This window comes from Streptomyces sp. SAI-170, from assembly GCF_049739565.1.
In the GTDB taxonomy this organism is placed as follows: Bacteria; Actinomycetota; Actinomycetes; order Streptomycetales; family Streptomycetaceae; genus Streptomyces.
The window spans coordinates 4,473,305-4,500,000 of sequence record NZ_JBMGQD010000001.1 but is presented as its reverse complement, the minus strand read 5'-3'; the positions used below and the strand labels follow the sequence as shown (position 1 = coordinate 4,500,000).

At 73.3% G+C, this 26,696-nt stretch carries 17 protein-coding genes, 1 tRNA gene and 1 riboswitch (1 of these 19 cut by a window edge); of the genes, 9 read left to right on the top strand and 9 right to left on the bottom strand.

Annotated elements, in window-relative coordinates; genetic code table 11:
* Nucleotides 1-463: the 5' portion of a MarR family winged helix-turn-helix transcriptional regulator gene (locus RKD23_RS20085; RefSeq protein WP_424854908.1), read on the bottom strand. 86 nt of this gene lie to the left of the window's left edge; the window shows 463 of its 549 coding nt (coding positions 1-463); it begins with the start codon at nucleotides 461-463; its stop codon lies off the left edge, out of view.
* Nucleotides 464-585: 122 nt separating this feature from the next.
* Between RKD23_RS20085 and RKD23_RS20080 the strand changes: the two genes are divergently transcribed.
* Nucleotides 586-1,860, top strand: coding sequence for an MDR family MFS transporter (locus RKD23_RS20080; protein WP_424858290.1), 1,275 nt, complete (start codon nucleotides 586-588; stop codon nucleotides 1,858-1,860).
* A 99-nt stretch (nucleotides 1,861-1,959) separates the two neighbouring features.
* Here RKD23_RS20080 and RKD23_RS20075 read toward each other — a convergent pair whose 3' ends face one another.
* Complete coding sequence (locus RKD23_RS20075; RefSeq protein WP_424854907.1) at nucleotides 1,960-3,624, bottom strand: ATP-binding SpoIIE family protein phosphatase; 1,665 nt, start codon at nucleotides 3,622-3,624, stop codon at nucleotides 1,960-1,962.
* A gap of 224 nt (nucleotides 3,625-3,848) precedes the next feature.
* Nucleotides 3,849-5,210, bottom strand: coding sequence for an NAD(P)/FAD-dependent oxidoreductase (locus tag RKD23_RS20070; RefSeq protein WP_424854906.1), 1,362 nt, complete (start codon nucleotides 5,208-5,210; stop codon nucleotides 3,849-3,851).
* 378 nt (nucleotides 5,211-5,588) lie between these two features.
* On the opposite strand from RKD23_RS20070, the gene RKD23_RS20065 reads away from it, so the two are divergent.
* Nucleotides 5,589-6,326 (top strand): TetR/AcrR family transcriptional regulator, encoded by a 738-nt coding sequence (locus RKD23_RS20065; protein WP_424854905.1) that lies wholly within the window; start codon nucleotides 5,589-5,591, stop codon nucleotides 6,324-6,326.
* Between the two features lie 282 nt (nucleotides 6,327-6,608).
* Nucleotides 6,609-8,828: a sigma-70 family RNA polymerase sigma factor gene (locus tag RKD23_RS20060; protein ID WP_424854904.1), complete on the top strand. Its 2,220-nt coding sequence runs from the start codon at nucleotides 6,609-6,611 to the stop codon at nucleotides 8,826-8,828.
* Here RKD23_RS20060 and RKD23_RS20055 read toward each other — a convergent pair.
* Together RKD23_RS20055 and RKD23_RS20050 are read right to left on the bottom strand one after the other, a co-directional pair.
* On the bottom strand, nucleotides 8,825-12,076 hold the full coding sequence (locus tag RKD23_RS20055; protein ID WP_424854903.1) for a BTAD domain-containing putative transcriptional regulator: 3,252 nt from the start codon (nucleotides 12,074-12,076) through the stop codon (nucleotides 8,825-8,827). The two genes, RKD23_RS20060 and RKD23_RS20055, sit on opposite strands and share 4 nt — an antisense overlap.
* A 697-nt stretch (nucleotides 12,077-12,773) precedes the next feature.
* A complete protein-coding gene (locus RKD23_RS20050; protein ID WP_424854902.1) occupies nucleotides 12,774-14,873 on the bottom strand; it encodes an asparagine synthase-related protein in 2,100 nt (699 codons plus the stop codon).
* A 691-nt stretch (nucleotides 14,874-15,564) separates the two neighbouring features.
* On the opposite strand from RKD23_RS20050, the gene RKD23_RS20045 reads away from it, so the two are divergent.
* From RKD23_RS20045 to RKD23_RS20030, 4 genes are all read left to right on the top strand, one after another.
* The gene (locus RKD23_RS20045) at nucleotides 15,565-16,989 is read left to right on the top strand and encodes an MFS transporter (RefSeq protein ID WP_424854901.1); all 1,425 of its coding nucleotides are present in this window, start codon (nucleotides 15,565-15,567) and stop codon (nucleotides 16,987-16,989) included.
* Nucleotides 16,990-17,066: 77 nt separating this feature from the next.
* Entirely contained in the window at nucleotides 17,067-18,302 is a 1,236-nt protein-coding gene (gene lhgO / locus RKD23_RS20040; RefSeq protein ID WP_424858289.1) for an L-2-hydroxyglutarate oxidase, read from the top strand.
* A 39-nt stretch (nucleotides 18,303-18,341) separates the two neighbouring features.
* Entirely contained in the window at nucleotides 18,342-19,136 is a 795-nt protein-coding gene (gene trmB / locus RKD23_RS20035) for a tRNA (guanosine(46)-N7)-methyltransferase TrmB (RefSeq protein WP_424854900.1), read from the top strand.
* Nucleotides 19,137-19,216: 80 nt separating this feature from the next.
* Nucleotides 19,217-20,557 carry a PrsW family intramembrane metalloprotease gene (locus tag RKD23_RS20030; protein WP_424854899.1) on the top strand — a complete coding sequence of 447 codons (1,341 nt, stop codon included), beginning with the start codon at nucleotides 19,217-19,219 and terminating at the stop codon, nucleotides 20,555-20,557.
* A gap of 109 nt (nucleotides 20,558-20,666) precedes the next feature.
* Here RKD23_RS20030 and RKD23_RS20025 read toward each other — a convergent pair whose 3' ends face one another.
* The 4 genes from RKD23_RS20025 to RKD23_RS20010 all read right to left on the bottom strand — a co-directional run bounded on the left by RKD23_RS20025 (nucleotide 20,667) and on the right by RKD23_RS20010 (nucleotide 25,371).
* Nucleotides 20,667-21,722: a M23 family metallopeptidase gene (locus tag RKD23_RS20025; protein WP_424854898.1), complete on the bottom strand. Its 1,056-nt coding sequence runs from the start codon at nucleotides 21,720-21,722 to the stop codon at nucleotides 20,667-20,669.
* An 11-nt stretch (nucleotides 21,723-21,733) separates the two neighbouring features.
* Nucleotides 21,734-21,892, bottom strand: a riboswitch (cyclic di-AMP (ydaO/yuaA leader).
* Nucleotides 21,893-22,116: 224 nt separating this feature from the next.
* Nucleotides 22,117-23,190, bottom strand: a complete 1,074-nt coding sequence (locus RKD23_RS20020) for a PP2C family protein-serine/threonine phosphatase (protein WP_424858288.1) — start codon at nucleotides 23,188-23,190, stop codon at nucleotides 22,117-22,119.
* An 894-nt stretch (nucleotides 23,191-24,084) separates the two neighbouring features.
* Nucleotides 24,085-24,158: transfer RNA gene (locus RKD23_RS20015), tRNA-Met, on the bottom strand.
* Between the two features lie 82 nt (nucleotides 24,159-24,240).
* Nucleotides 24,241-25,371, bottom strand: coding sequence for a dihydrofolate reductase family protein (locus RKD23_RS20010; protein WP_424854897.1), 1,131 nt, complete (start codon nucleotides 25,369-25,371; stop codon nucleotides 24,241-24,243).
* Nucleotides 25,372-25,450: 79 nt separating this feature from the next.
* Here RKD23_RS20010 and RKD23_RS20005 point away from each other — a divergent pair, with 79 nt between their 5' ends.
* Both RKD23_RS20005 and RKD23_RS20000 read left to right on the top strand, forming a co-directional pair.
* The gene (locus RKD23_RS20005; protein WP_424854896.1) at nucleotides 25,451-25,930 is read left to right on the top strand and encodes a MarR family winged helix-turn-helix transcriptional regulator; all 480 of its coding nucleotides are present in this window, start codon (nucleotides 25,451-25,453) and stop codon (nucleotides 25,928-25,930) included.
* Nucleotides 25,931-26,037: 107 nt separating this feature from the next.
* Complete coding sequence (locus RKD23_RS20000; RefSeq protein WP_424854895.1) at nucleotides 26,038-26,682, top strand: GTP cyclohydrolase II; 645 nt, start codon at nucleotides 26,038-26,040, stop codon at nucleotides 26,680-26,682.
* Nucleotides 26,683-26,696 lie beyond the last annotated feature (14 nt).

Below are 26,696 nucleotides of genomic sequence, written 5' to 3'. Positions count from 1 at the left end.
CGGTGCGCTCGGGCGGGGTGAGGTCCTGGAGGAGGCCCTCCTCGAAGACGGAGGCGAGACGCATGGCCTCCAGCCACTTCTCACGGCCCTCGGGCGTCAGCTCCACGATGACGCGGACCCGGTTGGACTCGTCGCGCTCCCGGGTGACCAGACCCTCGGCGACCATCCGGTCGATCCGGTGGGTCATCGCGGCCGGCGTGAGGCCGAGCCGCTTGGCGAGGTCGCTGGGGCCCATGCGGTAGGGGGCGCCGGACAGGACGAGGGCCTTGAGGACCTCCCACTCGGCGTTGCTGATGCCGAGGGCGGAGGTCTGACGGCCGTAGGCGACGTTCATCCGCCGGTTCAGGCGGGACAGCGCCGAGACGATCTTCTCGACCTGCGGGTCGAGGTCCTGGAACTCGCGCTGGTAGGCGGCGATCTGTTCTTCGAGTGTCGGCTCGCTGACGCCGGGGTTGTCGCCCATGGCCGAAGTATCGCATGGAGCGGCTTGGCATCGAAGTCCTTGGACATGTACTCTTTAGCTTCGAAGTTTAGCTTCGAAGTCTTCACTCCTAACTACTGAGAGAGGTGAACGTGACCAGGGAGATGGGCGCAGCGCTGCGCCGGATCCACGTGGGCAACGCACTCAGCGCGTTCGGTCTCGGCTTCACGGTCCCCTACCTGTACGTCTATGTGGCGCAGGTGCGAGGTCTGGGTGCCACGACGGCGGGGTTCGTCCTCGCTGTCTTCGCCGTGGCCGCGCTGATAGTGCTGCCGTTCGCCGGTCGGGCGATCGTGCGGCGCGGCCCGCTTCCGGTGCTGCTCACGGCCCTGGTCACAGCTGCCCTCGGTGCGCTCAGCCTGGGTCTGTCGGGCAGCGCGGCGACCGTGCTGCTGTCGGCGGCGGCGCTGGGCGCGGGTCAGGCCGTGATGCAGCCGGCGCTGGCCACGATGATCGTGGACTGCTCGTCCGCGGAGACCCGGTCGCGGGCGTTCGCGATGCAGTTCTTCCTGCAGAACCTGGGCCTCGGTGTGGGCGGTCTGATAGGCGGCCACCTGGTCGACACCTCGCACGTGTCGTCGTTCACCCTGCTCTTCGCGATCGAGGCGGCGATGTTCCTGCTGCTGGTCGTCGTGATGTCGACCGTGCGGATGCCGCACTCCCCCCGTATAGGTGACAGCCCGGCGCAGTCGGCCAAGGGCGGCTGGAAGCAGCTGCTCGGCAACCGCGCCATGGTGCAGCTGATGGTTCTGGGCTTCGTGCTCTTCTTCGCCTGCTACGGACAGTTCGAATCCGGCCTGAGCGCGTACGGCGTCGAGGCCGCCGGTATATCGACGTCCGCGCTGGGGACCGCGCTGGCCGCCAACACCGCGATGATCGTCGTCGCGCAGTTCGCCGTGCTGAAGTTCGTCGAGCGGCGCCGGCGGTCGCGGGTGATCGCGGCTGTGGGTCTGATCTGGGCCGTGGCGTGGATCGCCGCCGGGTACGCGGGGCTGGGGCACACCAGCCAGGCGATGGCGACGGCCGCGTTCGTCTCGACGTACGCCCTGTTCGGTCTTGGTGAGGCGATGCTGTCGCCGACCGTGGCGCCGCTGGTGGCGGACCTGGCTCCGGAGGGCATGGCCGGTCAGTACAACTCGGCCTTCGCCCTGGTGAAGCAGCTGGCTCTGGCCGTCGGCCCGGCAGTGGGCGGCCCGATGGGCGCCTCCCTGCACGCGCCGTACATCGTGACCTTCCTGCTGTTCTCCCTCGGCATCAGCGTCCTGGCCCTGCGCCTGGGCCGACGCCTGACCGAGGCCCAGGACCACCCGTGGGTGGCCCGTACCCGGGTGGTGGCCCGGGGCGGGGCGGCAAAGGAGTCTGTCCCGGCAGAGGCGTGAGCGGAGGCGTACCTCTAGGGGCGCGGGGAACTGCGCGACAAGCCGAGGACGGCCCGCACCCGGGTGACGAGCACGACCCCCGCGGCGGGAGGCAGCTCGTCACCCCTTCGGCAAAGCGAACTCGCACCACACCGCCTTGCCCCCACCGGGAGTACGCCTGCACCCCCAGCTGGAAGCAATCGTGGCGACGATCGCGATGCCCCGCCCCGACTCGTCCCCGGGTTCGGCCCGCCGCCGTCGGGGCAGGTGATCGTCTCCGTCGGTGACCTCGACAATCAGACGTCGGTCGGTCCGGCGCAGCCGCAGCCGCATCGGCGGCGTGCCGTGCTGGAGCGAGTTGGCGACCAGCTCGCTCGCCGCCAGGACGCCCAGATCGTGCAGTTCGGTCGGGAAGCGCCAGCTGGTGAGGACGCCGGAGGCGAACGCACGGGCGCGTGGAGCCGCCTCCACACCGCCCAGCAGCTCCAGTGCAGCGTTGCGGAAGAGGTCACTCTCAGCGCCGGTGCGGGCGGGCTGCTGGAGGACGAGGACGGCCACGTCGTCGTCGTGGTCGGCGGCGACGCCGGCGGAGCGCAGCAGGCGGTCGCAGACGACCTGGGGGCTGCCGGTGGCGCCGGAGAGGGCGCGTTCGAGGGCGGCGATGCCTTCGTCGAGGTCTTCGTCGCGGCGTTCGACGAGGCCGTCGGTGTAGAGGACAGCGGTGGCACCGGGGCCGAGGGGGACGGAGCCGGAGGCGTGCATCCAGCCGCCGGTGCCGAGCGGCGGGCCGGTGGGTTCGTCGGCGCGCAGGACGGTGCCGCTCTCGTCGCGCACGAGGATGGGCAGATGCCCGGCCGAGGAGTAGACCAGCCGTCCCTCGTTCGGGTCATGGATGGCGTAGACGCAGGTGGCGATCTGGTTGGCGTCGATCTCGGTGGCGAGGCCGTCGAGGAGCTGGAGGACCTCGTGCGGGGGCAGGTCGAGGCGGGCGTAGGCGCGGACGGCCGTACGGAGCTGGCCCATGACCGCTGCCGCCCGGACGCCTCGGCCCATGACGTCGCCGATGACGAGGGCGGTGCGGCCGCCGCCGAGGGTGATGACGTCGTACCAGTCGCCGCCGACCGCGGCCTCGGTGCCGCCGGGCTGGTAGGTGGCGGCGATGCGCAGGTCGTCGGGTTCTTCGAGCTCCTGGGGGAGCAGGGAGCGCTGGAGGGTGACGGCCGTCTCGCGCTGGCGGCGTTCGCTGGCGCGCAGGCGTTCGGCGGCTTCGGCGTGGTCGGTGACGTCGGTGGCGAAGACCAGCACGCCGGGGCCGCCGGGGCGGGGGCCGCCCTCGGTGACGGGCGTGCAGGTGAAGGTGTAGGAGCGGCCGTCGCAGGCCTTGCGGGACTTGACCGTGCGCGGCTTGCCGCTGCGCAGGACCTGGTCGAGCAGGGGCATGAGGCCGAGCTCGACGAGTTCGGGCAGGGCGTCGCCCGCGGGTTCGCCGGGCGGTCTGGGGCCGAAGGCGGCGGTGTAGGCGTCGTTGACGTAGGCGAGGCGGTGGTCGGTGCCGTGGACGAGGGCGACGAGGGCGGGCACGCGGTCGAGGACCTCGCGGACCGGCAGGTCGTCGACGGCGGGCACGGGGGACGGTTCGCCGGTCGGCTGTTCGGCGCGGGCCGCGGGCACGGAGCCTTCGCCTCGGCTGTCCGCTCGGCGCTCGGGAGCGACCGTGGGTTCGGTCCGCGCTGCGGCGCGGCGCTGCGTTCCGGGGAGCCGGGCGCTCCAACGCGTGAAGTTCACGAATCCTTGCCTCGTGTAGTGGTCGTCGGCCGGCTCCGGACCCGGCCGGGGCCCCCGGGGCGCGGGTGGGTGCCGTCCCCGGGAAATGCAGCACTTGGGAAAAGCCTCGGGGGTCGCAGGGCGGGTTGGGGGTCCGTCCTGACGCGTGGACCAGTCTGGCAGTGTGGCGGACCGGGCCGACATCCGTCAGACGCCCGGCCGGTGCGTCGAGTTCCTGGCTCCGGTCAGGACGACCCCTTCGGGTCGCCTGAAGGCTTTCCCCCGGCCGCGAGTTCGAACTCCGCTCGAGGGTGTTCGAGTGAACCGAGGGAGACGATCTCCCGTTTGAACAGTCCCGCGAGGGTCCATTCGGCCAGAACGCGTGCCTTGCGGTTGACGGTGGGCACGCGGCTGAGGTGGTAGGCGCGGTGCATGAACCATGCCGGGTAGCCCTTGAGTTTTCGCCCGTAGACGTGGGCGACGCCCTTGTGCAGGCCGAGAGAGGCGACGGAGCCCGCGTACTTGTGGGCGTACGTCTCCAATGGCTCGCCGCGCAGGGCGTGGGCGACGTTGTCGCCGAGGGTGCGGGCCTGGCGCAGTGCGTGCTGGGCGTTGGGGGCGCAGTCGCGGCCGTCGGCGGCTGTGACGTCCGGGACGGCGGCGGCGTCACCCGCGGCCCACGCGTGCTCGGCGCCCTCGACGGCGAGATGGGCCGTGCAGCGCAGCCGGCCGCGGTCGGTGAGGGGCAGGCCGGTCGCGGCGAGCAGGGGGTGGGGCTTGACGCCGGCGGTCCATACGACCGTACGCGTCGGGAAACGTTGTCCGTCGCTGAGGACGGCGACGCGGTCGGCGCAGGACTCCAGGCGGGTGCCGAGGAGGACCTGGATGTTGCGGCGGCGCAGTTCGGCGACGGTGTAGCGGCCCAGGTCGGGGCCGACCTCCGGCAGGATGCGGTCGGAGGCCTCGACGAGGATCCACTTCATGTCCTCGGGCCGGACGTTGTGGTAGTGGCGCGCGGCGTAGCGGGCCATGTCCTCCAGTTCGCCGAGGGCCTCGACTCCGGCGTAGCCGCCGCCGACGAAGACGAAGGTGAGGGCGGCGTCGCGGACCGCGGGGTCGCGGGTGGAGGAGGCGATGTCCATCTGCTCGATGACGTGGTTGCGCAGGCCGATGGCCTCTTCGACGGTCTTGAAGCCGATGCCGTGTTCGGCGAGGCCGGGCACGGGCAGGGTGCGCGAGACGGAACCGGGGGCGAGGACGAGTTCGTCGTACGGGAGGTGTTCGGGTCCGGCGCCCTCCTCGCCGGCGAGCGTGGTGAGGGTGGCGGTCCGGCGCGTGTGGTCGACGGCCGTGATCTCGCCGACGATCACCCGGCAGTGCGGCAGCACGCGGCGCAGGGGGACCACGACATGGCGGGGGGAGATGGATCCGGCGGCCGCCTCCGGGAGGAACGGCTGATAGGTCATGTACGGGTCGGGTGTGACGACGGTGATCTCGGCGTCACCGCGCCTGAGTTCCGCTCTGAGGTGCCGCTGGAGACGCAGGGCCGTGTACATCCCGACGTAGCCGCCGCCGACAACGAGAATGCGCGCACGTTCCTTCACCATCCCATGACGCACCCCGCGCCTTCGTTTGTCCACAGCCTCAGCAATTTGTGTGACCGGGGACCGTCGGCGCGGCGCAATGGGCGAATTGCCGGAGTACGGGAAAGGCGTGCAGGTCAGTGGGGGTGCGGTGGGGGGCGCAAGCGGGCGCAACCGGGACGTATACGGCTCGTACTCCGATCGGGGGGCGCTCTGTGCGGAACCTGCCCCTTCTGAATTGACTCTCTCTCAACTATGTTCGTGTGTCGACGGGGTGTAGGGGGATGCGCTCTTCGGGTCCGCTGCGGGCGGACCCGGGTTCCGGTGTCTCTTCCGCGCGCCCCGGCATCCAAATGGCGGGGAGAGTCTCCGGGGGGAGACGTCATTACCGGGGGATTTCATATGCACATTCAGGATTCTCATTGGGCCACCGCGTCTGCCATCGCTCCCGGCGGGGCGGTGGGCAACGGACGCGGGGAGGGCTCCCGCTCGGCGCCGCTGCGTGTGGACGCGCAGCGCAACCTCGAGCACGTGCTGCGTGCCGCGCGCGAGGTGTTCGGCGAGCTCGGGTACGGCGCGCCGATGGAGGACGTGGCGCGGCGGGCCCGGGTCGGTGTCGGCACGGTGTACCGGCGCTTCCCGAGCAAGGACGTACTGGTGCGCCGGATAGCCGAGGAGGAGACCTCCCGGCTGACCGACCAGGCGCGCGCGGCACTGGGCCAGGAGGACGAGCCGTGGTCGGCGCTGTCGCGCTTCCTGCGCACGTCCGTGGCCTCGGGCGCCGGGCGGCTGCTGCCGCCGCAGGTGCTGCGGGTCGGCGTGGCCGACGACGCCGACCCGCTCGACGAGGCGCGGGTTCCGCAGCAGCGCAGCCAGCCCCAGCCCGGCTCGGGCGAGCTGCGGCTGGTGCAGGACGACACGGTGGACGACTCGGGCGCGGCGGCCCTGCTGGAGGTGGTGGGTCAGCTCGTGGACCGGGCGCGTGCGGCCGGTGAACTGCGGCCGGACGTGTCGGTGTCGGACGTGCTGCTGGTGATCGCCACGGCGGCGCCCTCGCTGCCCGACGCCGCCCAGCAGGCGGCCGCCTCGGCCCGGCTGCTGGACATCCTGCTGGAGGGTCTGCGCTCGCGGCCCGCGTGAGTGGAGTGACGCGCAAGGTGGCGGCGGCCGGGGCGCCCGGGGTGCTCCTGGATCCCGCCGCCGTCTGAAGGGCGGTGCCGGACTTGTCCGGTACCGCCCTTCAACTCTTGCGCGTCAGGCGTCTGTTGCTCCTTCCCCGAAAGAGTGACGGTCGGTACTCGTCGCCGCTCGATCCCCTCGGACGAGTGGTCGATCCGTTCCTGCGGGTCCCACGCCGAAATCCGTTGTGGCAGTCTGGCTCGGTGGTCGGGACTGGTTGGGCTGGCGGCGGGGGCTTCCGCGATGAGCGTTGACGGGCGGGACGAGTCACTCGGCGAGGGTGACCCGGAGACCGGCGACCGCACCTCCCCGCAGGTGCCGAGCCAGGGCGGCCGCGCCGACGCACCGACGGGCGCCGACCCGGCGGGGTGGGCACCGCCCATCGAGAACGGCATCCCGGCCCAGGGAAACGTCCCGGCACAGGGGGGCGCCCCGGTCGAGGGGAGCGTCCCGGCTCAGGGTGGCGTGCCGACCGAGGGGAGCACCCCCGCTCAGGGTGGCGTGCCGGCCGGGGGAAACGTCCCCGCTCAGGGTGGCGCCCCCGTCGAGGGAGGCGTCCCCGTTCAGGGTGGCGTGCCGGCCGACGACGGCGTCCTCGGCGAGGCGAGTGTGTCTGCCGATGGCGGTGTTCTCGCTGAAGGAAGCGTTCCTGCGGGCGCCGGCGTGCTCGCCGAGGGAAGCGTTCCTGCACAGCGCGGCCGACGGGACGACGGGTGGCGCGAAGACAGCGTGCTGCCGCCGCCCATCGAGCTTCCGCCGTCCGACGCCGAGCTGATCGAGCAGATGCGCTCGGGCGACGACTCGGCCTACGAGGAGCTCTACCGCCGCCACGCCGACGCCGTACGCCGCTACGCCCGCACCTGCTGCCGTGACGCCCACACCGCCGACGACCTCACCGCGGAGGTCTTCGCCCGCATGCTCCAGGCGGTGCGCGGCGGTTCGGGCCCGGAGCACGCGGTGCGCGCCTATCTGCTCACCAGCGTCCGACGCGTCGCCGCGAACTGGACGAACTCCGCGAAGCGGGAGCAACTGGTCGACGACTTCGCGGTGTTCGCCACGGAGGCCGCGCGGGTGTCGGACACCTCCGACACGGACACGCTCGAACTGCACCTGGGCGCGGACGTGCTCGCGATGCACGAGGCCGAGCAGTCCATGGCCATGCAGGCCTTCCGGTCGCTGCCCGAGCGCTGGCAGGCCGTGCTGTGGCACACCGAGGTCGAGGACGAGTCGCCCAGCGCCGTCGCCACGCTCTTCGGCCTCGACGCCAACGGCACGCGCGTACTGGCCAGCCGGGCCCGCGAGGGCCTGAAGCAGGCCTACCTCCAGGCCCACGTCAGCGCCTCCCTCGCCGGCGACGAGGAGTGCGCCCGCTACGCCGACCAGCTCGGCACGTACGCCCGCCGCAAGCTGCGCACCCGCGCCGAGCGGGGGCTGCGCAAGCATCTGGAGGAGTGCGCCAAGTGCCGGCTGGCGGCCAGCCAGATCGAAGAGGTCGCCAGCAGCATCCCCGCCGTCGTGCCGGTCGCGGTCATCGGCTGGTTCGGTGCCGCCGGGTACGCCAAGGCCGCCGCGCTCATCGCCGGCGGGACCGGGGCGGGGGCCGCGGGCGCCGCGGGTGCCGCCGCCGCGGCGAGCGGCTCGTCGGGGTCCAGCGCGGGTGGCGCGGCCGCCTCCGAGGGGCTCGGCGCGCCGGTGAAGGCCGGTATCGCGGCCGGTGTGGTCGCCGTGGCGGCCGCCGCGATCGCGCTCGCGCTGGTCGGCGACACCACCCCCAAGGAGCCGGTGGCCAAGCCGCCCGCCTCCCAGCCGGTCGTCGAAGCACCGCCGCCCGCGCCCACTCCCACGCCGACCCCGACGCCGACCCCGGAGCCCGTGGTGGCCGCGCCGCCGCCGTCCCCCACGCCGACCCCGACGCCGACGCCCACGCCGACCCCCACCCCTACGCCCACGCCCTCCCCGACGCCTACACCCACGCCGACTCCCACACCGACCCCGACCCCGACCCCGACGCCCACTCCCCCGCCGCCGGCGGCCGTCTACCGGTGGAACGAGCTGGCGTACGACGTCGCCGGTGACGGCACCGCGCCGGAGATGCGGCTCGGCGAGAGCAGCTGGGTGTGGCAGCGCCGGAACCTGTCGATCGGCGAGCAGACCTACGCACACGGCGTGACCGTGAACGGCCAGTCCTCCGTCACCATCGACCTCAACCGCGAGTGCACCGCCTACGACGCCGTGGTCGGTGTCGACGACATGACCATGAAGCTCGGCCAGGTGTACTTCTCCGTCTACGCCGACGGCGTCCCGCTGTGGAGGTCCGACCGGATCAAGGGCGGCGACCCGGCGGTGCCCGTCCATGTGAACATCACCGGCTACAAGACCATCCAGCTGGTCGTCGAGCCCCACAGCCACTTCGACCACATGGCCCTGGCCGACTGGGCGCAGTCGCGGTTCACCTGCTCCTAGCGGCTGCGCTCCTCCAGTTCGTCCAGGACGTCGTCGACGGTGAGCGTCCGCCCCTGGGCGGTCTCCTGCTCCAGGCGCTCGGCGCCCAGGGCCTCGCCGACGGCTGCCAGGGTGCGCTCGACATGGGCGGCCTCCGGCATGGTGCGGGGCCGGCCGTCGCGCAGCCGGTCTGCTGCCGCGAGGAACCGGGCCGCGCGCGGGTGATCGCCGAGCCGGCCCAGCAGCACCGCCAGCGATTCCGTCAGGCCCGCCGTGACCGGGTCGGCGCAGTGGTCGGCCACCGCCCGGCGCAGGGTGTCCGCCAGCAGTGGCAGCCCGTACTCGGGACCCCGCTCGGCGGCCGTGACCAGCGCGTCGAGCCCGTCCAGCGCGGCCGTGAACTGCGGCGGCAGCGGACTGCGCGCGGCAGCCTCCCGAGCCGCCTCGCCCCACTCCCGCGCGCCCGCGATGTCCTCGTCCTCCAGGGCCATATAGGCCCGCAGCAGGTTCATGAACGCCCGGGACTCCGGCACCCCGTACCGGACGGCCGCGTCGCTGGCCTCGTCCAGCGCGGCCACGGCGGTGGCGCGGTCGCCCGCGCGATAGGCGATCTCACCGAGGCGGGCCACCAGGAACGGCGTCTCGGCATACGCACCGACCTCGTGCGCGAGGCGCAGCGCCTCCCGGTACTCGACCGCGGCTTCCTGGAAACGGCCCCGGGCCATCGCCGCCTCACCGGCCGCGCTGCACACCTGCGCGCCCAGCCAGCGGTCGCCGACCCGTCGGCTGAGCGTGCGCAGCTCGGCCAGGTCGTCGTCCACGCCCTGCAGTCCGCCGGCCGAGTCGACGGCCAGGTGCACGCGGAACATCAGGGTGGCCGCAAGCTCCCAGTCCCCGCCGTGGGCACGGCAGTTGGCGACCGCCGCGTCCAGGGCGGGCCTCGGGTCCAGGGTGCCGCGCAGATGGAACACCGTCAGCGGCCAGATGATCCCCGGCATCCGGGCCGCCGCCGGCCCGCCCTGCTCGTAGCGCCGCCGCAGCCGGGCGAGGTACTCCTCGCGGCGGGGGTCGTCATTGCTGTCCACCGGCTCGGAGTCCGAGGTGAGGAAGAGGTGCAGCATCCTCAGGTCCATGCGGAGGTGGTGGAGGGGGTGGTTCGTCTCGTCGGCCGGGGCTGTGAGGTAGGCGTCCAGGGGGGTGGTGGGGGTGGGGGTCGCGTGGTGTCCTTCCAGGGTCAGGATCTGTGTGATCCAGTCCGCGCCCTCCCTGCGGTAGTTGCGCAGCCACCAGAACCAGCCCATGGCGAGGGCGATCGCGGCGGCCTCGGCCTCCTCGTCTTCGGTGAGGGCGCTGGTCAGTGCCGCCCGGATGTTGTCCAGCTCGGTCTCCAGGCGGGCGATCCACGGCAGTTGGCCCTCCGAGCGCAGCTTCGGCTCGGCCTCCTCCACCAGCGCGCGCACCCACGCGCGGTGTCGTCGCTCCGCCTCCGCGCGCTGCTCGGGCACTTCCGCCGCCCGCTCGACGGCGTACTCGTGGATCGTCTCCAGCATGCGGTAGCGCATCCCCTCCGCGCCGTCCCACTCGCTCGGGGTCGCCACCACCAGTGACTTGTCCACCAGCGCCCCCAGCAGGTCCGCGGCCGGCCCGCCGCACACCGCCTCCGCCGCCGCGAGGTCCCAGCCGCCCGTGAAGACCGACGCCTCGCGCAGCATCGTCCGCTCCGGTTCCTCCAGCAGGTCCCAGGACCAGTCGACGACCGCCCGCAGGGTCTGCTGGCGCGGCAGAACCGTGCGACTTCCAGAGGTCAGCAGGCGGAACCTGTCGTCGAGCCGGTCGGCGATCTGGCGGGGCGTGAGCAGCCGCAGCCGGGCCGCGGCCAGCTCGATCGCCAGCGGAAGCCCGTCCAGGCGGCGGCAGATCTCCGCCACGGCCTCCGTGTCGCGCAGCACCTCCGCGGCGTCGGGCCGCACCGCCGCGGCGCGCTCCGCGAAGAGCCGGTGTGCCTGGTCGGGGAGCAGCGGCTCGACCGGGCGCACCGACTCGCCCGGCACGCCCAGGGGTTCACGGCTGGTGGCGAGGATCGTGAGCCCCGGGCAGTGGGTGAGCAGGGTCTCGGCGAGGTCCGCTGCCGCGCCGATGACATGTTCGCAGTTGTCAAGGATCAGGAGCTCGCTGCGGGTTGCGCAGTGCTCTACGAGGAGGGCGACCGGGTCCTCCTGCGGGGTGGCCAGGTCGTTGGTCAGCAGCACGGTCTCGCGCAGACCGAGCGCGCTGACCACCGCGCCTGGTACCGCCTCAGGCCGGTCGAGCGGGGCCAGCTCGACCAGCCAGGCCTGTGGGAGCCCGGCGGCGGCTTCCTCGGCGAGGCGGGTCTTGCCAGAGCCGCCCGGTCCGGTGAGCGTGACCAGTCGGGCCCTGTGCAATTCGGAACGGACGGCGTCGATCTCGAGTTCCCGGCCCACGAAAGAAGTCAGTCGGGGGCGGAGGTTGCCGGTCCGTTCGGGGCGTCTTGGGGGGAGCGGTGGGGTGGGGGCGGGCGGGGGGCCTGGTTTCACCTGGAGGAGCTCTGCGTGCAGTGCGCGGAGTTGGGGGCCCGGGTCCGTGCCCAGGGCGTCCGCCAGGGCTGTGCGTGCCGTCTCGTACGCGGCCAGGGCGTCTGCCGTGCGGTCCGTGTCGCGCAGGGCTCGGATGAGGAGGGCGTGCAGCGGTTCGTCGTACGGGTGGGCTTTGGTCAGTTCCTGCAGTTCGGGTACGACGGTTCGGGCGCGGCCCAGGCGTAGGTCCGCCTCGATGCGGGTGCGGGTCGCCTCCAGGCGGAGGGCCTCCGGGCGGGTGGCGGCGGTGGTGCGGTCCGGGAGGTCGGCGAGGGCGGGACCGCGCCACAGGGCGAGGGCGGTGGTGAGGTGGTGGGCGGCGGTGTGGGGGTCGTTGTGGGTGAGGGCGGTGGTGCCGGTGTGGACGAGGTGCTCGAAGCGGTGGAGGTCGATGTCGTCTTTTGCCGCGGCGAGTTGGTAGCCGCCGGGGGCGGAGACGATCGCCTCTCGGCCGAGGGTGCGGCGTAGGCGGCCGATGAGTGCTTGGAGGGCGGCGGGGGCGTCCTGGGGTGGGTCGTCCGGCCAGACCTCGTCGATCAGGGTGTCGGTGGGGGTGATGCGGCCTGGGTGGAGGGCCAGGGCCGTGAGCAGTGCGCGTAGGCGGGGGCCGCCGATGGGGACGGGGTTGCCGTTGTCGTCGTCTGCCTCGGTTACGCCCAGGATTCTGTACCGCACCGAGTCATTGTGGCTGGTGTGCCTGCGGCGGCCTGCGCGGCTTCGGTGGGGGTTGCTGTAGCGCACCCGCTGTGTGGGTGGGCCGGGGCCGGGCCGGGGGGTTGTCCGTCCTCGGTCCGGCGATCTGCTCGGCTACGGGGGTCTAACTGGGTTTCCGCCGGCCGCTGCGGGCGGACAACCCCCCGTCCCGTCCCCTCCCCGCCGTTCGCGGCTGACCGACGCCGACGGTGCGTATGCCTTCCCGCCGTACGCGGCCGCGGCTACAACGCCCACCGGCCGTGGTTGCCCTCGGCCGCACGCGGCCTCGACCGCATCGCCCACCGATCGTGGTCGCTCACGGCCGTACGCGGCCGACCGCATTGCCTCCGTCCCGTCCCCTTCCCGCCGTATGCGGCTGGCGCATTGCCCTCCATCCCGTCCCCCTCCCGCCGTATGCGGCTGGCGCATTGCCCTCCATCCCGTCCCCCTCCCGCCGTGTGCGGCTGGTTGCGTCCTCCTCCGGTCGTGGTTGCTTGCGGTTGTACGGGGCTGGCGGTCGTGCCCTTAGGGGCGCGGGGAACTGCGCGACCAGCCCACGACGGCCCGCAGTCGCATACGAGGGGAACGGCCCACGACCTCAGGGGCGCGGGGAACTGCGCGACCAGCCCTCGGCGGCCCGCAGGCGCGTACGGCGGGAGAGGGGCGGTCGAGGGTGGGGTCAGGCTCTGCGGGCGCCGGCTCCCGCGCCCAGGGCGCCCCTCTGGGGGGTGATGCCCGCCGGTACGGCGCGGGCGCGGGCCGGGGTGCCGGTCCAGCAGGTGCCTCGGCGGGAGAGGAGGCGTTGGAGCCAGAGTTCGAGGGAGACGAGGTGGGCGAGGCCGTCGAGGGGAAGGGGTTCGCCCGCGGCGGCCGAGCGCAGCGCCTTGCGGACGACGCGGGCCTCGACGAGGCCGGCCTGGGCGAGGAGGGGCGTGTCGAAGAGGGCGATCAGGGAGTCGGCGGCGACGCGCAGGCCGGTGCGGGCGGCGGCTGCGGCCGGGGCGTGGGAGGGGGCGCCCCAGCCGGGAGGTACGTCGGGGACGCCGGCGCCCTTGAGGACGGCGCTGAGGATGGAGGCGCGGGCGCCCGGCTGGACGCGCAGGGCCTCGGGGAGGTCGCGGCAGGCGCGGACGACCTGGTTGTCGAGGAAGGGGGCGTGCAGGCGCTGGAAGCGGATTTCGGCGGCCTGTTCCAGGACGCGGATGTCGGCTGCCGTGCGGGCGAGGGCGGCACGCGCGCGGTGGTCGCCGGGGCGTTGGCCGGGGCCTCCGGCGGCGCGGTGGGTGGCGGACTGCAAGCGAATCGATACTTCCGCCAGTGCCTCTCCCGTCAGCCAGCGGGCGGCAGGGCCCGGACACGCCCAGGCCAGGGCGGCCAGGGAGGCGCCCACCGCGCTGCCGGGGTCGTCGAAGCGGCGGTCGGCGAGGCGGGCGGCGAGGGTCTCCACGCCGGTGCTGTAGGAGGTGCGGGCGAGGCGGCGGGCGGCGCCGTACACGCGCGCGGGGACCATGACGGAGCCGTCGGCCTTGGCGAGGGCGGCGACGGGGCGGACCAGGTGTCTTCTCTTGCGGTCCATCAGGAGGTCGGCGAGGCGGGCCGGGTGGGCGTCGAGGACCTGGCGGGCGCCGTAGCCGGTGAAGTGGTCGGCGCTGCCTGCGGAGAGGCGGGCCCGGTGGCGGGCTGCCGTGACCAGGGTGGGGCTGGGTTCGTCCGTCAGAGGGCCGTCGAGGTCGGCGTAGGGGAGTGTGTCCTCGCCGCCGGTGACCACTACGTGGTGCAGGCGGGGGTTCGCCGCCAGGGCTCCTGCGCGTTCCAGCTCTGCCTCTCGGCCGCCTACCGCCAGGTCGTTGAAGGTGACCGCCAGGAGGCGTTCTCCGGCGCCCGTGCCGTGGCCCAGGACGGTGCCGGGCATGCCGGGCAGGCCGGCCGCGAGGAGGGCGAGGGTGCTGGAGGCCGGCCCGCCGGAGAGGTCGGCGCCGATGCCGGGGACGGGCATCCCGCGCGCGGCGCGTCGTTCGGCGGGGCCCATGCCGGGCACCGGGCCGGGGTCGATGCCCGTGCCCGGGACGTGGCGGGGTGCGGCCAGACGCGTGCGTACGGACTCGATGAGGGCGTCGCGTACGGCGTCGACGGCGCTGTCGGGGTCGGCGGGCGGCGCGGCCACGGCGAGGGAGGCGACCGGCTCGTAGCCGGCGACCTCGCGCGCCCCGGTGCGCAGGATCAGCGCGTGCCCCGGCGGGATGCGCCGTACGCCGTCGTAGGGCGTGGAGTCGTAGAGGGCGGCCGGGACGTCCGGGGCGGCCAGGAGGGCGGCGAGGTGGCCGAAGTCGAGGTTGGCCTCGACGAGGTCGGCGAGCGGCAGGGCGGCGGTGGCGTAGGCGGTGCCGTCGGCCCAGGGGGCGTAGAACACCGGGCGGGCGCCCGCCAGGTCGCCGCAGACGGTGATGCGGCGGCCCACCTGGACGACGGCCGTGTAGCTGCCGGACCAGGCCGTCAGATGGCGCAGGGCGCCCCCGCGCGCGGTGAACAGGCCGAGCCGCAGCTCCTCGTCGCTGGCGCCGCAGGTGCCCAGGACGGCGATGCGGTTCTGTTCGTCGGCCCGGACGACGCGGATCTCGTCGGGGCGCCAGTCGCCGACGGCCCACAGCGGGTCGGGGTCGCCCCACAACAGGTGGGAGCCGACGGGGTGCAGGGTCTCGCCGTCGTAGCCGGTGGCTCCTGCCGAACCGGGCCCGGCGGCTCGCGCGGCGGCGCTGCTCCATCCCACCAACCACCGCATGGACGCCTCCACAGGCTGTGGACAACCAGTGCACCGTACGAACCGGTTCACCATGCTGCCACGAAGAGCGCGTCCCAGAGCGTCGGCGGTGCCGCTTGCGGCACACCGAATCAGCCCCCGCGCGCGGGGGCTTCGGCGGAGCGGTGGCCGGGGGAGGTGGGGCGCTGCGACGCGAATGCGCCCCCTGAATGCTCCCTCGAAACACCTTGCGCGCCCTCAACTCCCGTGGTGGGAGGGCTGTTCCCCCCTGCCCGAGGGGGTCGATTTTCGGCCAAAAAACGGCGGGGCTGCGGGTGTTGATCCGCTGCCGCGCACGCTCCGTACAGGCTCTGCGCACCACCGGGTGCGCGCAGCCCGGGAGGCGGAGCTCGCCCCCCGGACCGGTCCGCCGCCCGCGGGGATGAAGGCGGCGGTGTCCCCCAGCCCACTGGATCCAGTACAGCGGGCCGACCCACGCAAGAGCCATGGAATCGCTCCCCAGATGGCCGGAGAAGAGCGCACGCACAGGCGCACGGCCACACAGCGGGAGCACACCGCAACGCACCGTGCCCGGGCCGTACTTCAGTGCGGACCACAATCCCGCCATCCGGAACAATGCCCCTTAACGCTTGGGATGCGGCGAACTACGCTGGGTTTACGAATGCCGCGTGGTTATGCCAGAGCGGCAGCCGTCTGTGTCGAGGGGTGGCGCATGTCCAGGGAGCAACGCGGGCCGAACGAAAAGCTCGGCGCCGTTCTCGCCCTCGCGGGAATCAGCAACGCAGGCCTCGCGCGGCGCGTCAACGACCTTGGCGCACAACGGGGTTTGACGCTTCGCTACGACAAGACGTCGGTGGCGCGCTGGGTGTCGAAGGGCATGGTGCCGCAGGGTGCGGCACCGCATCTGATCGCGGCCGCGATCGGCCAGAAACTCGGCCGGCCGGTACCGCTGCACGAGATCGGCCTCGCGGATGCCGACCCCGCGCCCGAGGTGGGCCTCGCCTTCCCCCGGGACGTCGGCCAGGCGGTGAAATCAGCCACCGAGCTCTACCGGCTCGACCTCGCCGGGCGCCGCGCCGGCTCCGGCGGCATCTGGCAGTCGCTGGCCGGATCCTTCGCCGTCACCGCGTACGCGACGCCCGCGTCACGATGGCTGATAACCCCGGCCGACAGCTCGGTCGCACGCGAGCCGAGCCATGCGGAGGGCACCGGCTCACCGCTCAAAGTCGGCCACAGCGATGTGCAGAAGCTGCGGGAGGCCGCCGAGGACGCCCGGCGCTGGGACTCCAAGTACGGCGGCGGCGACTGGCGCTCCTCCATGGTCCCGGAGTGTTTACGAGTGGAGGCGGCCCCGCTGCTGCTGGGCTCCTACTCCGACGACGTCGGCCGCGCCCTGTTCGGCGCCAGCGCCGAGCTGACCCGGCTGGCCGGCTGGATGGCCTTCGACACCGGCCAGCAGGAGGCCGCCCAGCGCTACTACATCCAGGCCCTGCGCCTCGCCCGCGCGGCCGCGGACGTCCCCCTCGGGGGGTACGTCCTCGCCTCCATGTCCCTCCAGGCCACCTACCGCGGCTTCGGCGACGAGGGCGTCGACCTCGCGCAGGCCGCCCTGGAGCGCAACCGGGGCCTGGCCACCGCACGCACGATGAGCTTCTTCCGCCTCGTCGAGGCACGCGCGCACGCGCGCGCCGGAGACGCGCAGGCGGCGGGCGCCGCCCTGAAGGCCGCCGAGAGCTGGCTGGAACGGGCCCGTCCCGGCGACAGCGACCCCAGCTGGCTGGGTTTCTACTCCTACGACCGCTTCGCCGCGGACGCGGCCGAGTGCTACCGCGACCTGAAGGCGCCCCGCCAGGTGCGACGCTTCACCGAGTACGCCCTGTCCAAGCCGACCGAGGAGTTCGTACGGTCCCATGGGCTGCGGCTCGTCGTCTCGGCCGTCGCCGAACTGGAGTCGGGGAACCTCGACGCGGCGTGCGAGCAGGGCGTGCGGGCCGTGGAGGTGGCCGGGCGTATCTCCTCGGCCCGGACCACGGAGTACGTCAAGGACCTGCTGCACCGGCTGGAGCCGTACGGGGACGAGCCCCGCGTGGTGGAGCTGCGGGAGAGGGCGCGGCCCTTGCTGATGGCTCCGGCGTAGAGAGCCACCGACGCGGCCCCTCACCCGTCGGGGCACATGCGTTTGAAGGCGTTGTCAGCGGCGCAGTGCACTATCGGATGCGGGAGGTGGTGCGGGTGCGATCCGGGTTCGCGTACGACTGCGATGTGCTGGTGATCGGCGGGGGGATCGTCGGGCTGTCGACGGCGTACGCGATCACGCGGGCCGCGCCCGGCACACGGGTGACGGTGCTGGAGAAGGAGCCGGGCCCCGCCCGGCACCAGACGGGGCGCAACAGCGGCGTCATCCACAGCGGGATCTACTACCGCCCGGGCTCGCTCAAGGCACGGTACGCGGTGCGGGGCGCAGCCGAGATGGTGAAGTTCTGCGCCGAGTACGGCATCGACCACGCCGTCACCGGCAAGCTGATCGTCGCCACCGAGCGGGAGGAGCTGCCCCGGCTGCACGCGCTGGTGCAGCGCGGCCGGGAGAACGGCATTCCGGTACGGGAGCTGGGGCCCGCCCAGATCATGGAGTACGAGCCCGAGGTGCGCGGCCTCGCGGCGATACACGTCGGCAGCACGGGCGTGTGCGACTTCGTCGGGGTCGCCCGGCGGCTCGCCGAGACCTCCGGCGCCGACATCCGCTACGGCGCGCAGGTCGTCCAGGTGGACCGCCGCCCCGCTCTCGGCGTGGCCGTGCGCACCGCGCGCGGGGACGTCGTGCGCGGCCGGGTCCTGGTGAACTGCGCCGGGCTGCGCTGCGACGAGATCGCCCGGATGACCGGCGACGAGCCGGACATGCGGATCGTCCCCTTCCGTGGCGAGTACTACGAGCTGGCGCGGCCCGAGCTGGTGCGGGGCCTCGTCTACCCGGTGCCGGACCCGGCGTTCCCCTTCCTCGGCGTCCACCTCACCCGCGGTATCGACGGCGGCGTCCACGTCGGCCCCAACGCCGTGCCCGCCCTGGCCCGCGAGGGCTACGACTGGAGAACCGTCCGGCCCCGCGAGCTGGGCGCCACCCTCGCCTGGCCCGGCTCCTGGCACATAGCCCGCCGCCACTGGCGCTACGGCGCGGGCGAGCTGCACCGCTCCCTGTCCCGGGCCGCCTTCACCGAGGCGGTCCGCCGGCTCCTGCCCGCCGTCACGCAGGAGGACCTGGTCCCCGCCCCGGCCGGCGTCCGCGCCCAGGCCGTCCTGCGCGACGGCACCCTGGTCGACGACTTCCTCATCAAGGAAGCGCCGAGAGCCGTCCACGTCCTGAACGCGCCCTCCCCTGCCGCCACGGCGTCCCTTCCGATCGGGAGGGAGGTTGCCCGCCGAGCTTTGGGGATGCTCGAACTGCAAGGCACCTAGGGGCGCGGCTCCCCCGCCCCCACGTAAAATCGCCCCACTGTGTCTGACGCCCCGAACCCCCCTGAGACCCGCCGCCCCAAGGGAACCCCCAGATTCCCGGACGGCCCCAAGGCCGACCCCGCCGGCTCCCACTTCGAGAGAAGGATCCGCAGCTTCCAGCCCCGCCGCAGCCGCGTCACCGCCGGCCAGGCCGACGCCCTCGCGCGCCTGTGGCCCAAGTGGGGCCTGGACATCGACGGGCACAAGATCCCCGACCTCGGCGAGCTGTTCGGCAACGACAACCCGGTCGTCCTGGAGATCGGCTTCGGCATGGGCGAGGCCACCGCCCAGATGGCCGCCGCAGACCCGGACACCAACATCCTCGCGGTGGACGTCCACACCCCCGGCCAGGGCAACCTGCTGGGCCTCGCCGACCGAGGCGGGCTCACCAACATCCGGGTCGCCAACGGCGACGCGATCATCCTGCTGCGCGAGATGCTCGCCCCGGACTCCCTCGACGGCCTGCGCGTCTACTTCCCCGACCCCTGGCCGAAGAAGCGCCACCACAAGCGCCGGCTGATCCAGCCGGAGTTCCTCAGCCTCGCCGCCACCCGCCTCAGGCCGGGCGCGCTGGTGCACTGCGCCACGGACTGGGAGCCGTACGCCGAGCAGATGCTGGAGGTGCTCGGCGCGCACCCCGACTTCGAGAACACCCAGCCGGACGGCGGCTTCGCTCCGCGCCCCGGCTTCCGTCCGCTGACCCGTTTCGAGGGGCAGGGACTGGACAAGGGTCATGTGGTGAACGACCTGCTCTTCCGTCGCGTACAGCACGGCGAGAAGGAAGCCCGGGGCTGACCCCGTAGCCCCCTGAGGAAGCCTTCAGCCCCCTAGGGAAGCCAAGCGCCAACCCCGTATCCCCCGTTAGGGTCGATGTCGTGGCCACCAGTCCTCCGTACCCGGCGTACCCGGCACATCCGCCCCGTCCCTCAGGCTCAGGCTCCGCCGGCGGCACACGGCATCCGCACTGGTGGCAACGCACCTGGGTGCGCTACGCCGCGCTGATCACCCTGCTGGCGCTGTCCGGGCTGGTGATCCTGGCCCTGGTGCGCGAGCAGACCGGCACGGACGGCTTCCTGGTGGGGCTGGGCCTCGCGGTGCTGCCCGTTCCGCTGCTCATAGCCGCGTTCCGCTGGCTGGACCGCGTGGAGCCGGGCCCCTGGCGCAATCTGCTGTTCTCCTTCGCCTGGGGCGCGTGCGCGGCGGCGCTGATCGCGATCGTGGCGAACAGTTTCGCGACGCGCTGGATAGCGACGGCGACGGCCGACCCGTCCAGTGCCGACACCCTCGGCGCGACGGTGATAGCGCCGGTCGTCGAGGAGTCCGCGAAGGCGGCCGCGATCCTGCTGCTGTTCCTGTTCCGCAGAGCGGACTTCACCGGGATCGTCGACGGCGTCGTCATCGCCGGTGTCACCGCGACCGGCTTCGCGTTCACGGAGAACATCCTCTATCTGGGCAACGCCTTCGGCACCGACCAGCTCACCGGCGACAGCGGCATCGCGTCCGTCACCGCCGCGACCTTCTTCGTCCGCGTGATCATGTCGCCGTTCGCGCATCCGCTGTTCACCGTCCTGACCGGCATCGGCTTCGGCGTCGCCGCGCTGTCCGCCGAGCGCCAGACCCTGCGCCGCACGGCCGTCCCCCTCTGCGGCCTCCTGCTGGCGATGGGCATGCACGCGCTGTGGAACGGCTCGGCGACCTTCGGCGAGTTCGGGTTCCTGGCGGTGTACGGGGCGTTCATGGTGCCCGCGTTCGGCCTGCTGACGTGGCTGGTGATCTGGACCCGGCAGCGGGAGCTGCGCACGGTGCGCGAGGAACTCCCGCCGTATGTCGCGGCGGGCTGGCTGACCCCGGCGGAGCCGTACGCGCTCGGCTCGATGCGCGCCCGCCGGCTGGCCCGCGAGTACGCCGACCGTCACCTGGGCAAGCGGGCGAAGCGGGCCGTGGCGCAGTACGAGGCGTACGCCACGTCCCTGGCCTTCCTGCGGCACCGGGCCCGCCGCGGCCGCGCGAGCGCCGACTTCGTCGTACGGGAGCGGGCGCTGCTGCACGAGCTGTGGGCCCGCCACGAGGTGGCCCACCCGGCTCTGCAGTACGCGGCCCGGGCGACGACACCGGTCCGGGCGTACTACGCGCCCGGCTACGGCTACGGGATCCAGCCGCACCCGGCCTACCCGGCCCAGCCGCTGTACCCGGCGTACAACCCGTACCGGTCCTAGGGCCTGCCCCTAGGTCTTAGGGCCTGCCCCTAGGCAGACGAAACCGGCAGCCCTGACGTCGGGGGGTTGTCGTCAGGACCGCCGGGGTTTCAGTCGAGCCGAGGGGGCGTCAGGGGTTCAGACCCCGGTCCCGCAGCCATGCCATGGGGTCCACGCCGGCCCCGTCGATGTGCACCTCCAGGTGCAGGTGCGGCCCGGTCACGTTGCCGGTCGCGCCGACGCGCCCGATGACATCGCCCGTGTTGACCGTCTGGCCGACGCTGACGTTGATCGAGGACTGGTGGGCGTAGCGGATCTCGGTGCCGTCCTCAAGGGTGAGAACGGTGCTGTAGCCGTACGACCCGCTCCAGCCGGCCTCGGTGATCGTGCCGGTGTGGACCGCCTTGATCGGCGTACCGGTGGGCGCGGCGAAGTCGAGGCCGGTGTGGTAGCCGGAGGACCACATCGAGCCGGCCTGGCCGTAGGTGGAGGTGATCGTGTACGAGGAGGTCGGCAGCGTGTACTGGCGGGCCAGCTCGGCGAGGCGCTCGGCCTCGGCCTTCTTGCGGGCCTCTTCCTCCGCGGCGGCCTTCTCGGCGGCGGCCTTGGCCTCCGCCTCCTTCTCGGCCTGGGCGGCGGCCTCGGCGGCCTTCTTCTCGGCAGCGGCCTGAGCCGCGGCCTGGGCCGCCTGGGCGGCCTTGGTGTCGGCCTGGTCCTGCTGCTGGGCGGCCTGCGCCATGATGCGGGCGCGCAGTGCCTCACCGGCGTCGGCGGTGCCCTCGGTGGCGTCGGCCGTGTCGGTGCCGAGGCTGCTGAGCGGGGCGGCGGCCTCGGTGGTCTCCTCGGCGGGCGCGTCGTCGGAGATGAGGGAGCCGATGGAGGGCAGGTCGGGCATGGAGATGGCGACCGGCGGCTTGCCGGACTGGGCGCTGGCCATGCCGCCGGCGCCGACCGCGGCTATGACGCCGACGCCGAGGACGGTGGAGCTGCGGGCGAGTCCGCCGCCGCGCTGCTTGGCGACGCGGTGGCGGCCGCGGACGGGGCGGACGGAGTCCGCGGTGGGGTTCCACTCCTCCCACGGTCCCTCGTCGGTGGGGTGGCCGCCGTAGACGAACGTTTCCTCGGTCTCGGCGGTGCGCTGGCCCGGCATGAACGGGGCATGCGGGGCAGGGCGGTTGGACGCCACGTGGGCGTGCTCCTTTCCTTCCTTCTCGCCTACCGGGTTAGCTGACGGGTTCGGAGCAGGAAGGTCTCCTACGCGCGTATATGCCACCGTGTGTCCACGGCGAAATACGCCCGATTCACCCCAAGTTGGTGGTTCCCCGGTTCCCTGACGGGATTCGGCGCGTGCGCACGGAGCCGTCTCTTGTGACGGCTGGGACGACCGCGCTGCGTTATCGGACGTTAATAGAACCGGGCCTCCAATTCCAAGCCGTTCGGCTTGATCATTAACGCGATCGACAGGGACGTAGAACCCACGAGGGGCGAAAAACGGGCGAGTTGACCGGGCCTCAGTACCGTCCGAGTTTTTGATGGTGACTCAGATGTTATGCGCAGGGCGCTCGCCCGGTCACAGCACGTCACCCCGGGCCCGGGCGCCGTACGGCGAGCAGCGCCATGTCGTCGGCGAGGGCGCCTCCGGTGTGCCGGCGGACCTCCTCCGCGAGGGTGCGCAGCAACTGGCCGGGGCCGCGGAAGGTGCGCCCGGCGAGCCGCGCCTCGGGGCCGTAGAACACCCCGCGGGCGTCACGGGCCTCGGACAGACCGTCGGTGAAGAGCAGCAGGGTGGCACCGCCGGGGAGGGGGTGCTCCTCGGTGCGGTCGGGCCGGCGGCCGAGGTCGCTCATGCCGAGCGGCAGGGCGGGCCGGTGGGCGGACAGCGGGACGAGGGTGCCGTCGGCGTGCAGCACGAGCGGGGCGGGATGGCCGCGGTTGAGGAGGCGTACGACGCCGTCGCCGTGCGGGAGTTCGGCGAGCACGGCCGTGGTGAACCCCTCGTGGGCGTCCAGCCCGTCGCGCCGCGTGCCCTCCCGGTCCAGGGCGCGCTCCAGCCGCTGGGCGACCGCCTCCAGCGTGGCCTCCTGCTCGGCCGCCTCCCGGAACGCCCCGATGACGACGGCGACCGCCGACACCGCGCCCATGCCCTTGCCGCGTACGTCCCCGACCACGAGCCGCACCCCGTGCGGGCTGTCCTGCACCGCGTACAGGTCGCCGCCGATGAACGCGTCCTCCTGCGCCGCCTCGTAGCGCGCGGCGATCTCGAACCCGCCGATCCGCTCGGCGGGCTCAGGCAGCACGGCCCGCTGCGCGGCCTCGGCGATCTCGCGCGCCGAGGCGAGGCGCTCGTCGCCGCGACGCACGAGGATGTTGATGACGACCGCCAGGAAGGACACCGTCACCACGGTGACCAGCTCGGTGACCGACTCCACGTCCAGGACGATCCCCATCAGCAGATGCACGCCCAGTACGACGACGACCGCGGCGGCCCCGGTGAGCAGCGTGCCGCGCCGGGAGTAGAGCGGGGCGGCGACGAGGGGGGCCGCGGTGAAGAAGGGGACCGCGGTGTACGCGGCCGGCGTGAAGCGGTCGTAGGCCGCACCGGCGGCAATCAGCACGGCGGGCAGGGCGCGGACGAGGGTCCGGGTGCAGGAGATCCGCCGCCGCTCGGGGGGTCTGGTGCTGGGCGCGGGGGCGTCGGGGTCGGGGGGCGCTGGGTTGCCGGGGTTGGAGTCTGCGAGGTCGCCGGGCTTCGGGCCCGCGGGGTCGCCGGGCTTCGGGCCCGCGAGATCGCCGGGCTTCGGGTCTGCGAGATCGCCGGCCTCCGGGCCCGCCGGGTCGCCGGGCTTCGGGGCTGCGGGGTCGCCAGGCTTCGGGTCTGCGAGATCGCCGGCCTCCGGGCCCGCCGGATCGCCGGGCTTCGGGGCTGCGGGGTCGCCAGGCTTCGGGTCTACGGGATCGCCGGCCTCCGGGCCCGCGAGATCGCCAGCCTCCGGGCCCGCGGGGTCGCGGGGGTTCGGGTCCGCGGGATCACCGGCCTCCGGGCCTGCGGGATTGCCGACCTCCGGGCCCCCGAGATCGCCGACCTTCGGGCCCACGGAGTCGCCGGGCTTCGGGCCCGCGGGATCACCGGCCTCCGGGCCTGCGGGATTGCCGACCTCCGGGCCCCCGAGATCGCCAGCCTCCGGGCCCACGGAGTCGCCGGGCTTCGGGCCCGCGGGATCACCGGCCTCCGGGCCCGCCGGATCGCCAGCCGCCGGGCCCACAGGATCACCAGGCTCCGGACCCGCCGCATCCCCGGCCCCGGCGTGCCCCCTCGCGCCGGCTCTCCGCTCGGGCCCCAGCTCACCAGGCGGCACCACTCGTACTCCCGCAGCGCGTGTCGGCGCGGGCCGCGAGTCGGGCCCCGTCCGTCCAAGGGTCGCCGCGGCGGGTGCGGGCGGCGAGCGGGGGAGTCCGACCGGGGGACCGGGGGAAGGCGGGGTGACAGGTGTGCGGGAAACACTCAGGGCCGGTATCCATCTGCATGGATACCGGCCCTGAGTCTTCAGTAGCGGGGACAGGATTTGAACCTGCGACCTCTGGGTTATGAGCCCAGCGAGCTACCGAGCTGCTCCACCCCGCGTCGTTGAAACCAGTGTACGCCATCCGCGGGACATAAAGCGAAACGTTTAGGCCCACCCCTCTGACCTGCGGGTTTCTCCAGATCAGCCGAGCAGATGAGCGTTGGGCGCCTTGGCCGCATCCTCGTACTCCGCGAGGACGAGGACGTCGACGCCGCGGGACGCGAGCAGCCCGCTGCCGTCCGCGTCGGTGACGAAGGTGTCGGGTTCGCGCCAGGCGGTGACCACCCGGTGTACGCCCGCGTCGAGGATCAGCCGGGCGCAGGGCGCGGGCCGGGAGGCGCGGCGGGCGCAGGGTTCCAGGCTGGAGTAGACGGTGGCGTCGGGCAGCCGCGGGTCGGCCGGGTCGATCTTGGCGAGCGCGGCCTCCTCGGCGTGCACCACCGGGTCGTCGCCCTCGCGGGAGTGGCCGCGGGCCAGCTCGGTGCCGTCGGCGGCGACCACGACCGCGCCCACGCTGAACGCCGTCCGCGACGGCGGGCACAGCGCCGCCAGCTCGCAGGCGAGGGCGAGCCAGTGCCGGTCGGCGGGCACGGCGACGCCGCCGGCGCCGGGCGCGGTGGGCTCGTACCGCATCAGTACGACGTCCTCGATGCGCCGGGTCTCCACGAGCCGCAGCCGGCCGCTCTGGTAGCCGCCGGGCCCGAACAGCCGGGGCGCGTCGGGGGTGCCGACCAGCAGGGGTGCGAGGACGAGCTGGAGTTCGTCGGCGAGCTGCTCCTTCAGGAGCTGGGTGTGGACGGTGCCGCCGCCCTCGACCATGAGCCGCCGTACACCGCGTACGTCGTGCAGATGCTCCAGGACGGCCCGCCAGTCGAGCACGGGGCCGAGGGCGACGACGTCGGCGGCGATCCCGGCCCGCCGGGCCCGCTCGGCGCCCTTGTCGGTGGTGTACAGGACCTTCTCGCCGCCGGTGTGCCAGAAGCGGGCGCCGGGGTCGAGGTCGCCGGTGGCGCTGACGCAGACCTTCAGCGGGAACTCCGGCCGCCCGGCGGCGACCCGCGCGGCACGCCGCTCGGCGGAGTTGACCAGCAGCCGCGGGTTGTCGGCGCGCAGGGTGCCGGCGCCGACGAGGATCGCGTCGCAGGAGGCCCGTACGGCGTCGACCCGGTCGAAGTCGGCCGGGGAGGAGAGCAGCAGACGGTCGGGGCCGGTGTCGTCGAGGTAGCCGTCGAGGGAGACGGCGGCGGAGAGGAGGACGTACGGGTACGGCATCGGCGGCCCTCTCGGAGCGGGCGAAGTTGTCTGACCGGACAGACTTGGTTCAAGTTTGAAGCAAACCTACACTGGCGGCATGACGACCCGCTGGCTCACCCCGGACGAGCAGCGCGCCTGGCGCGCCTACGTCGCCGCGACGCACCTCCTGGAGGACGCGCTGGACCGGCAGCTCCAGCAGGACGCCGGCATGCCGCATCTGTACTACTCCATCCTGGCCACCCTGTCCGAGGCCCCGGAACGGCGGCTGCGCATGACGGAGCTGGCCGAGGCTCTGAAGATCACCCGCAGCCGGCTGACGTATGCCGTCACCCGCCTGGAGAAGGACGGCCTGGTCGGCCGGGAGGGCTGCCCGTCGGACCGGCGCGGCAGCATCGCCGTACTGACCGGGCAGGGCATGACCGTCCTGGAGCGCACGGCGCCGGGTCACGTCGAGACGGTCCGCAGGCGACTGTTCGACCGGCTGAGCCCGGAGCAGGTGGCCCAGCTGGAGGAGATCTGCACGGCGATCAGGGGTGCGGCGGAGGACGACGACGTGCCGTGGCTGCGCCGTTCGTGAAGTGCGTCACGCCAGGTTGCTTAAAGTTTCAAGCACAAGGTACGGTCCCGTCAGGTGTACTGCTTCAAATCTGAAGCATGAGCCGCACACCGAGGGACGGAGACCCCATGGCCGACATGCCCGCCGCCACCCAGCGCGCCCGCGTCCGGGTCCCGCTGAGCTTCGCCGACGGCTACCGCGTCGACGCCGAGCTGGTGACGTTCCACGGACTGACGGACGGCGCGGAACACGTGGCGGTGATCCTGGGAGAGCCGGCCGGGCCGGGGGCCGTGCCGCTGGTCCGCCTCCACTCCGAGTGCCTGACGGGCGACGTCTTCGGCTCGGCCCGCTGCGACTGCGGCCCGCAGCTGCGCGAGGCGGTCGAGCGCATCGCCGACCGCGGCGGCGTCCTGCTCTACCTCCGCCAAGAGGGCCGCGGCATCGGCCTCTACAACAAGCTCGACGCCTACGCCCTTCAGGACCAGGGTCTCGACACGTACGAGGCCAACGCGGCCCTGGGCCTCCCCGAGGACGACCGCGACTACACGGCGGCGGCCCAGATGCTGCGCGCCCTCGGCATCACGGAGCTCGACCTGCTCTCCAACAACCCGGACAAGGCGGCCCAGTTGGACGGCCTCGGCATCACGGTCCACGACCGCGTCCCCACCGGGGTGTTCACCACGGCGCACAACGTCCGCTACCTGCGCGCGAAGGTCCTGCAGACCCAACACACGCTCGCGCTGGGCGAATTGACGGACCTCACGGCGGGCTGAGGGCGATACTGGAG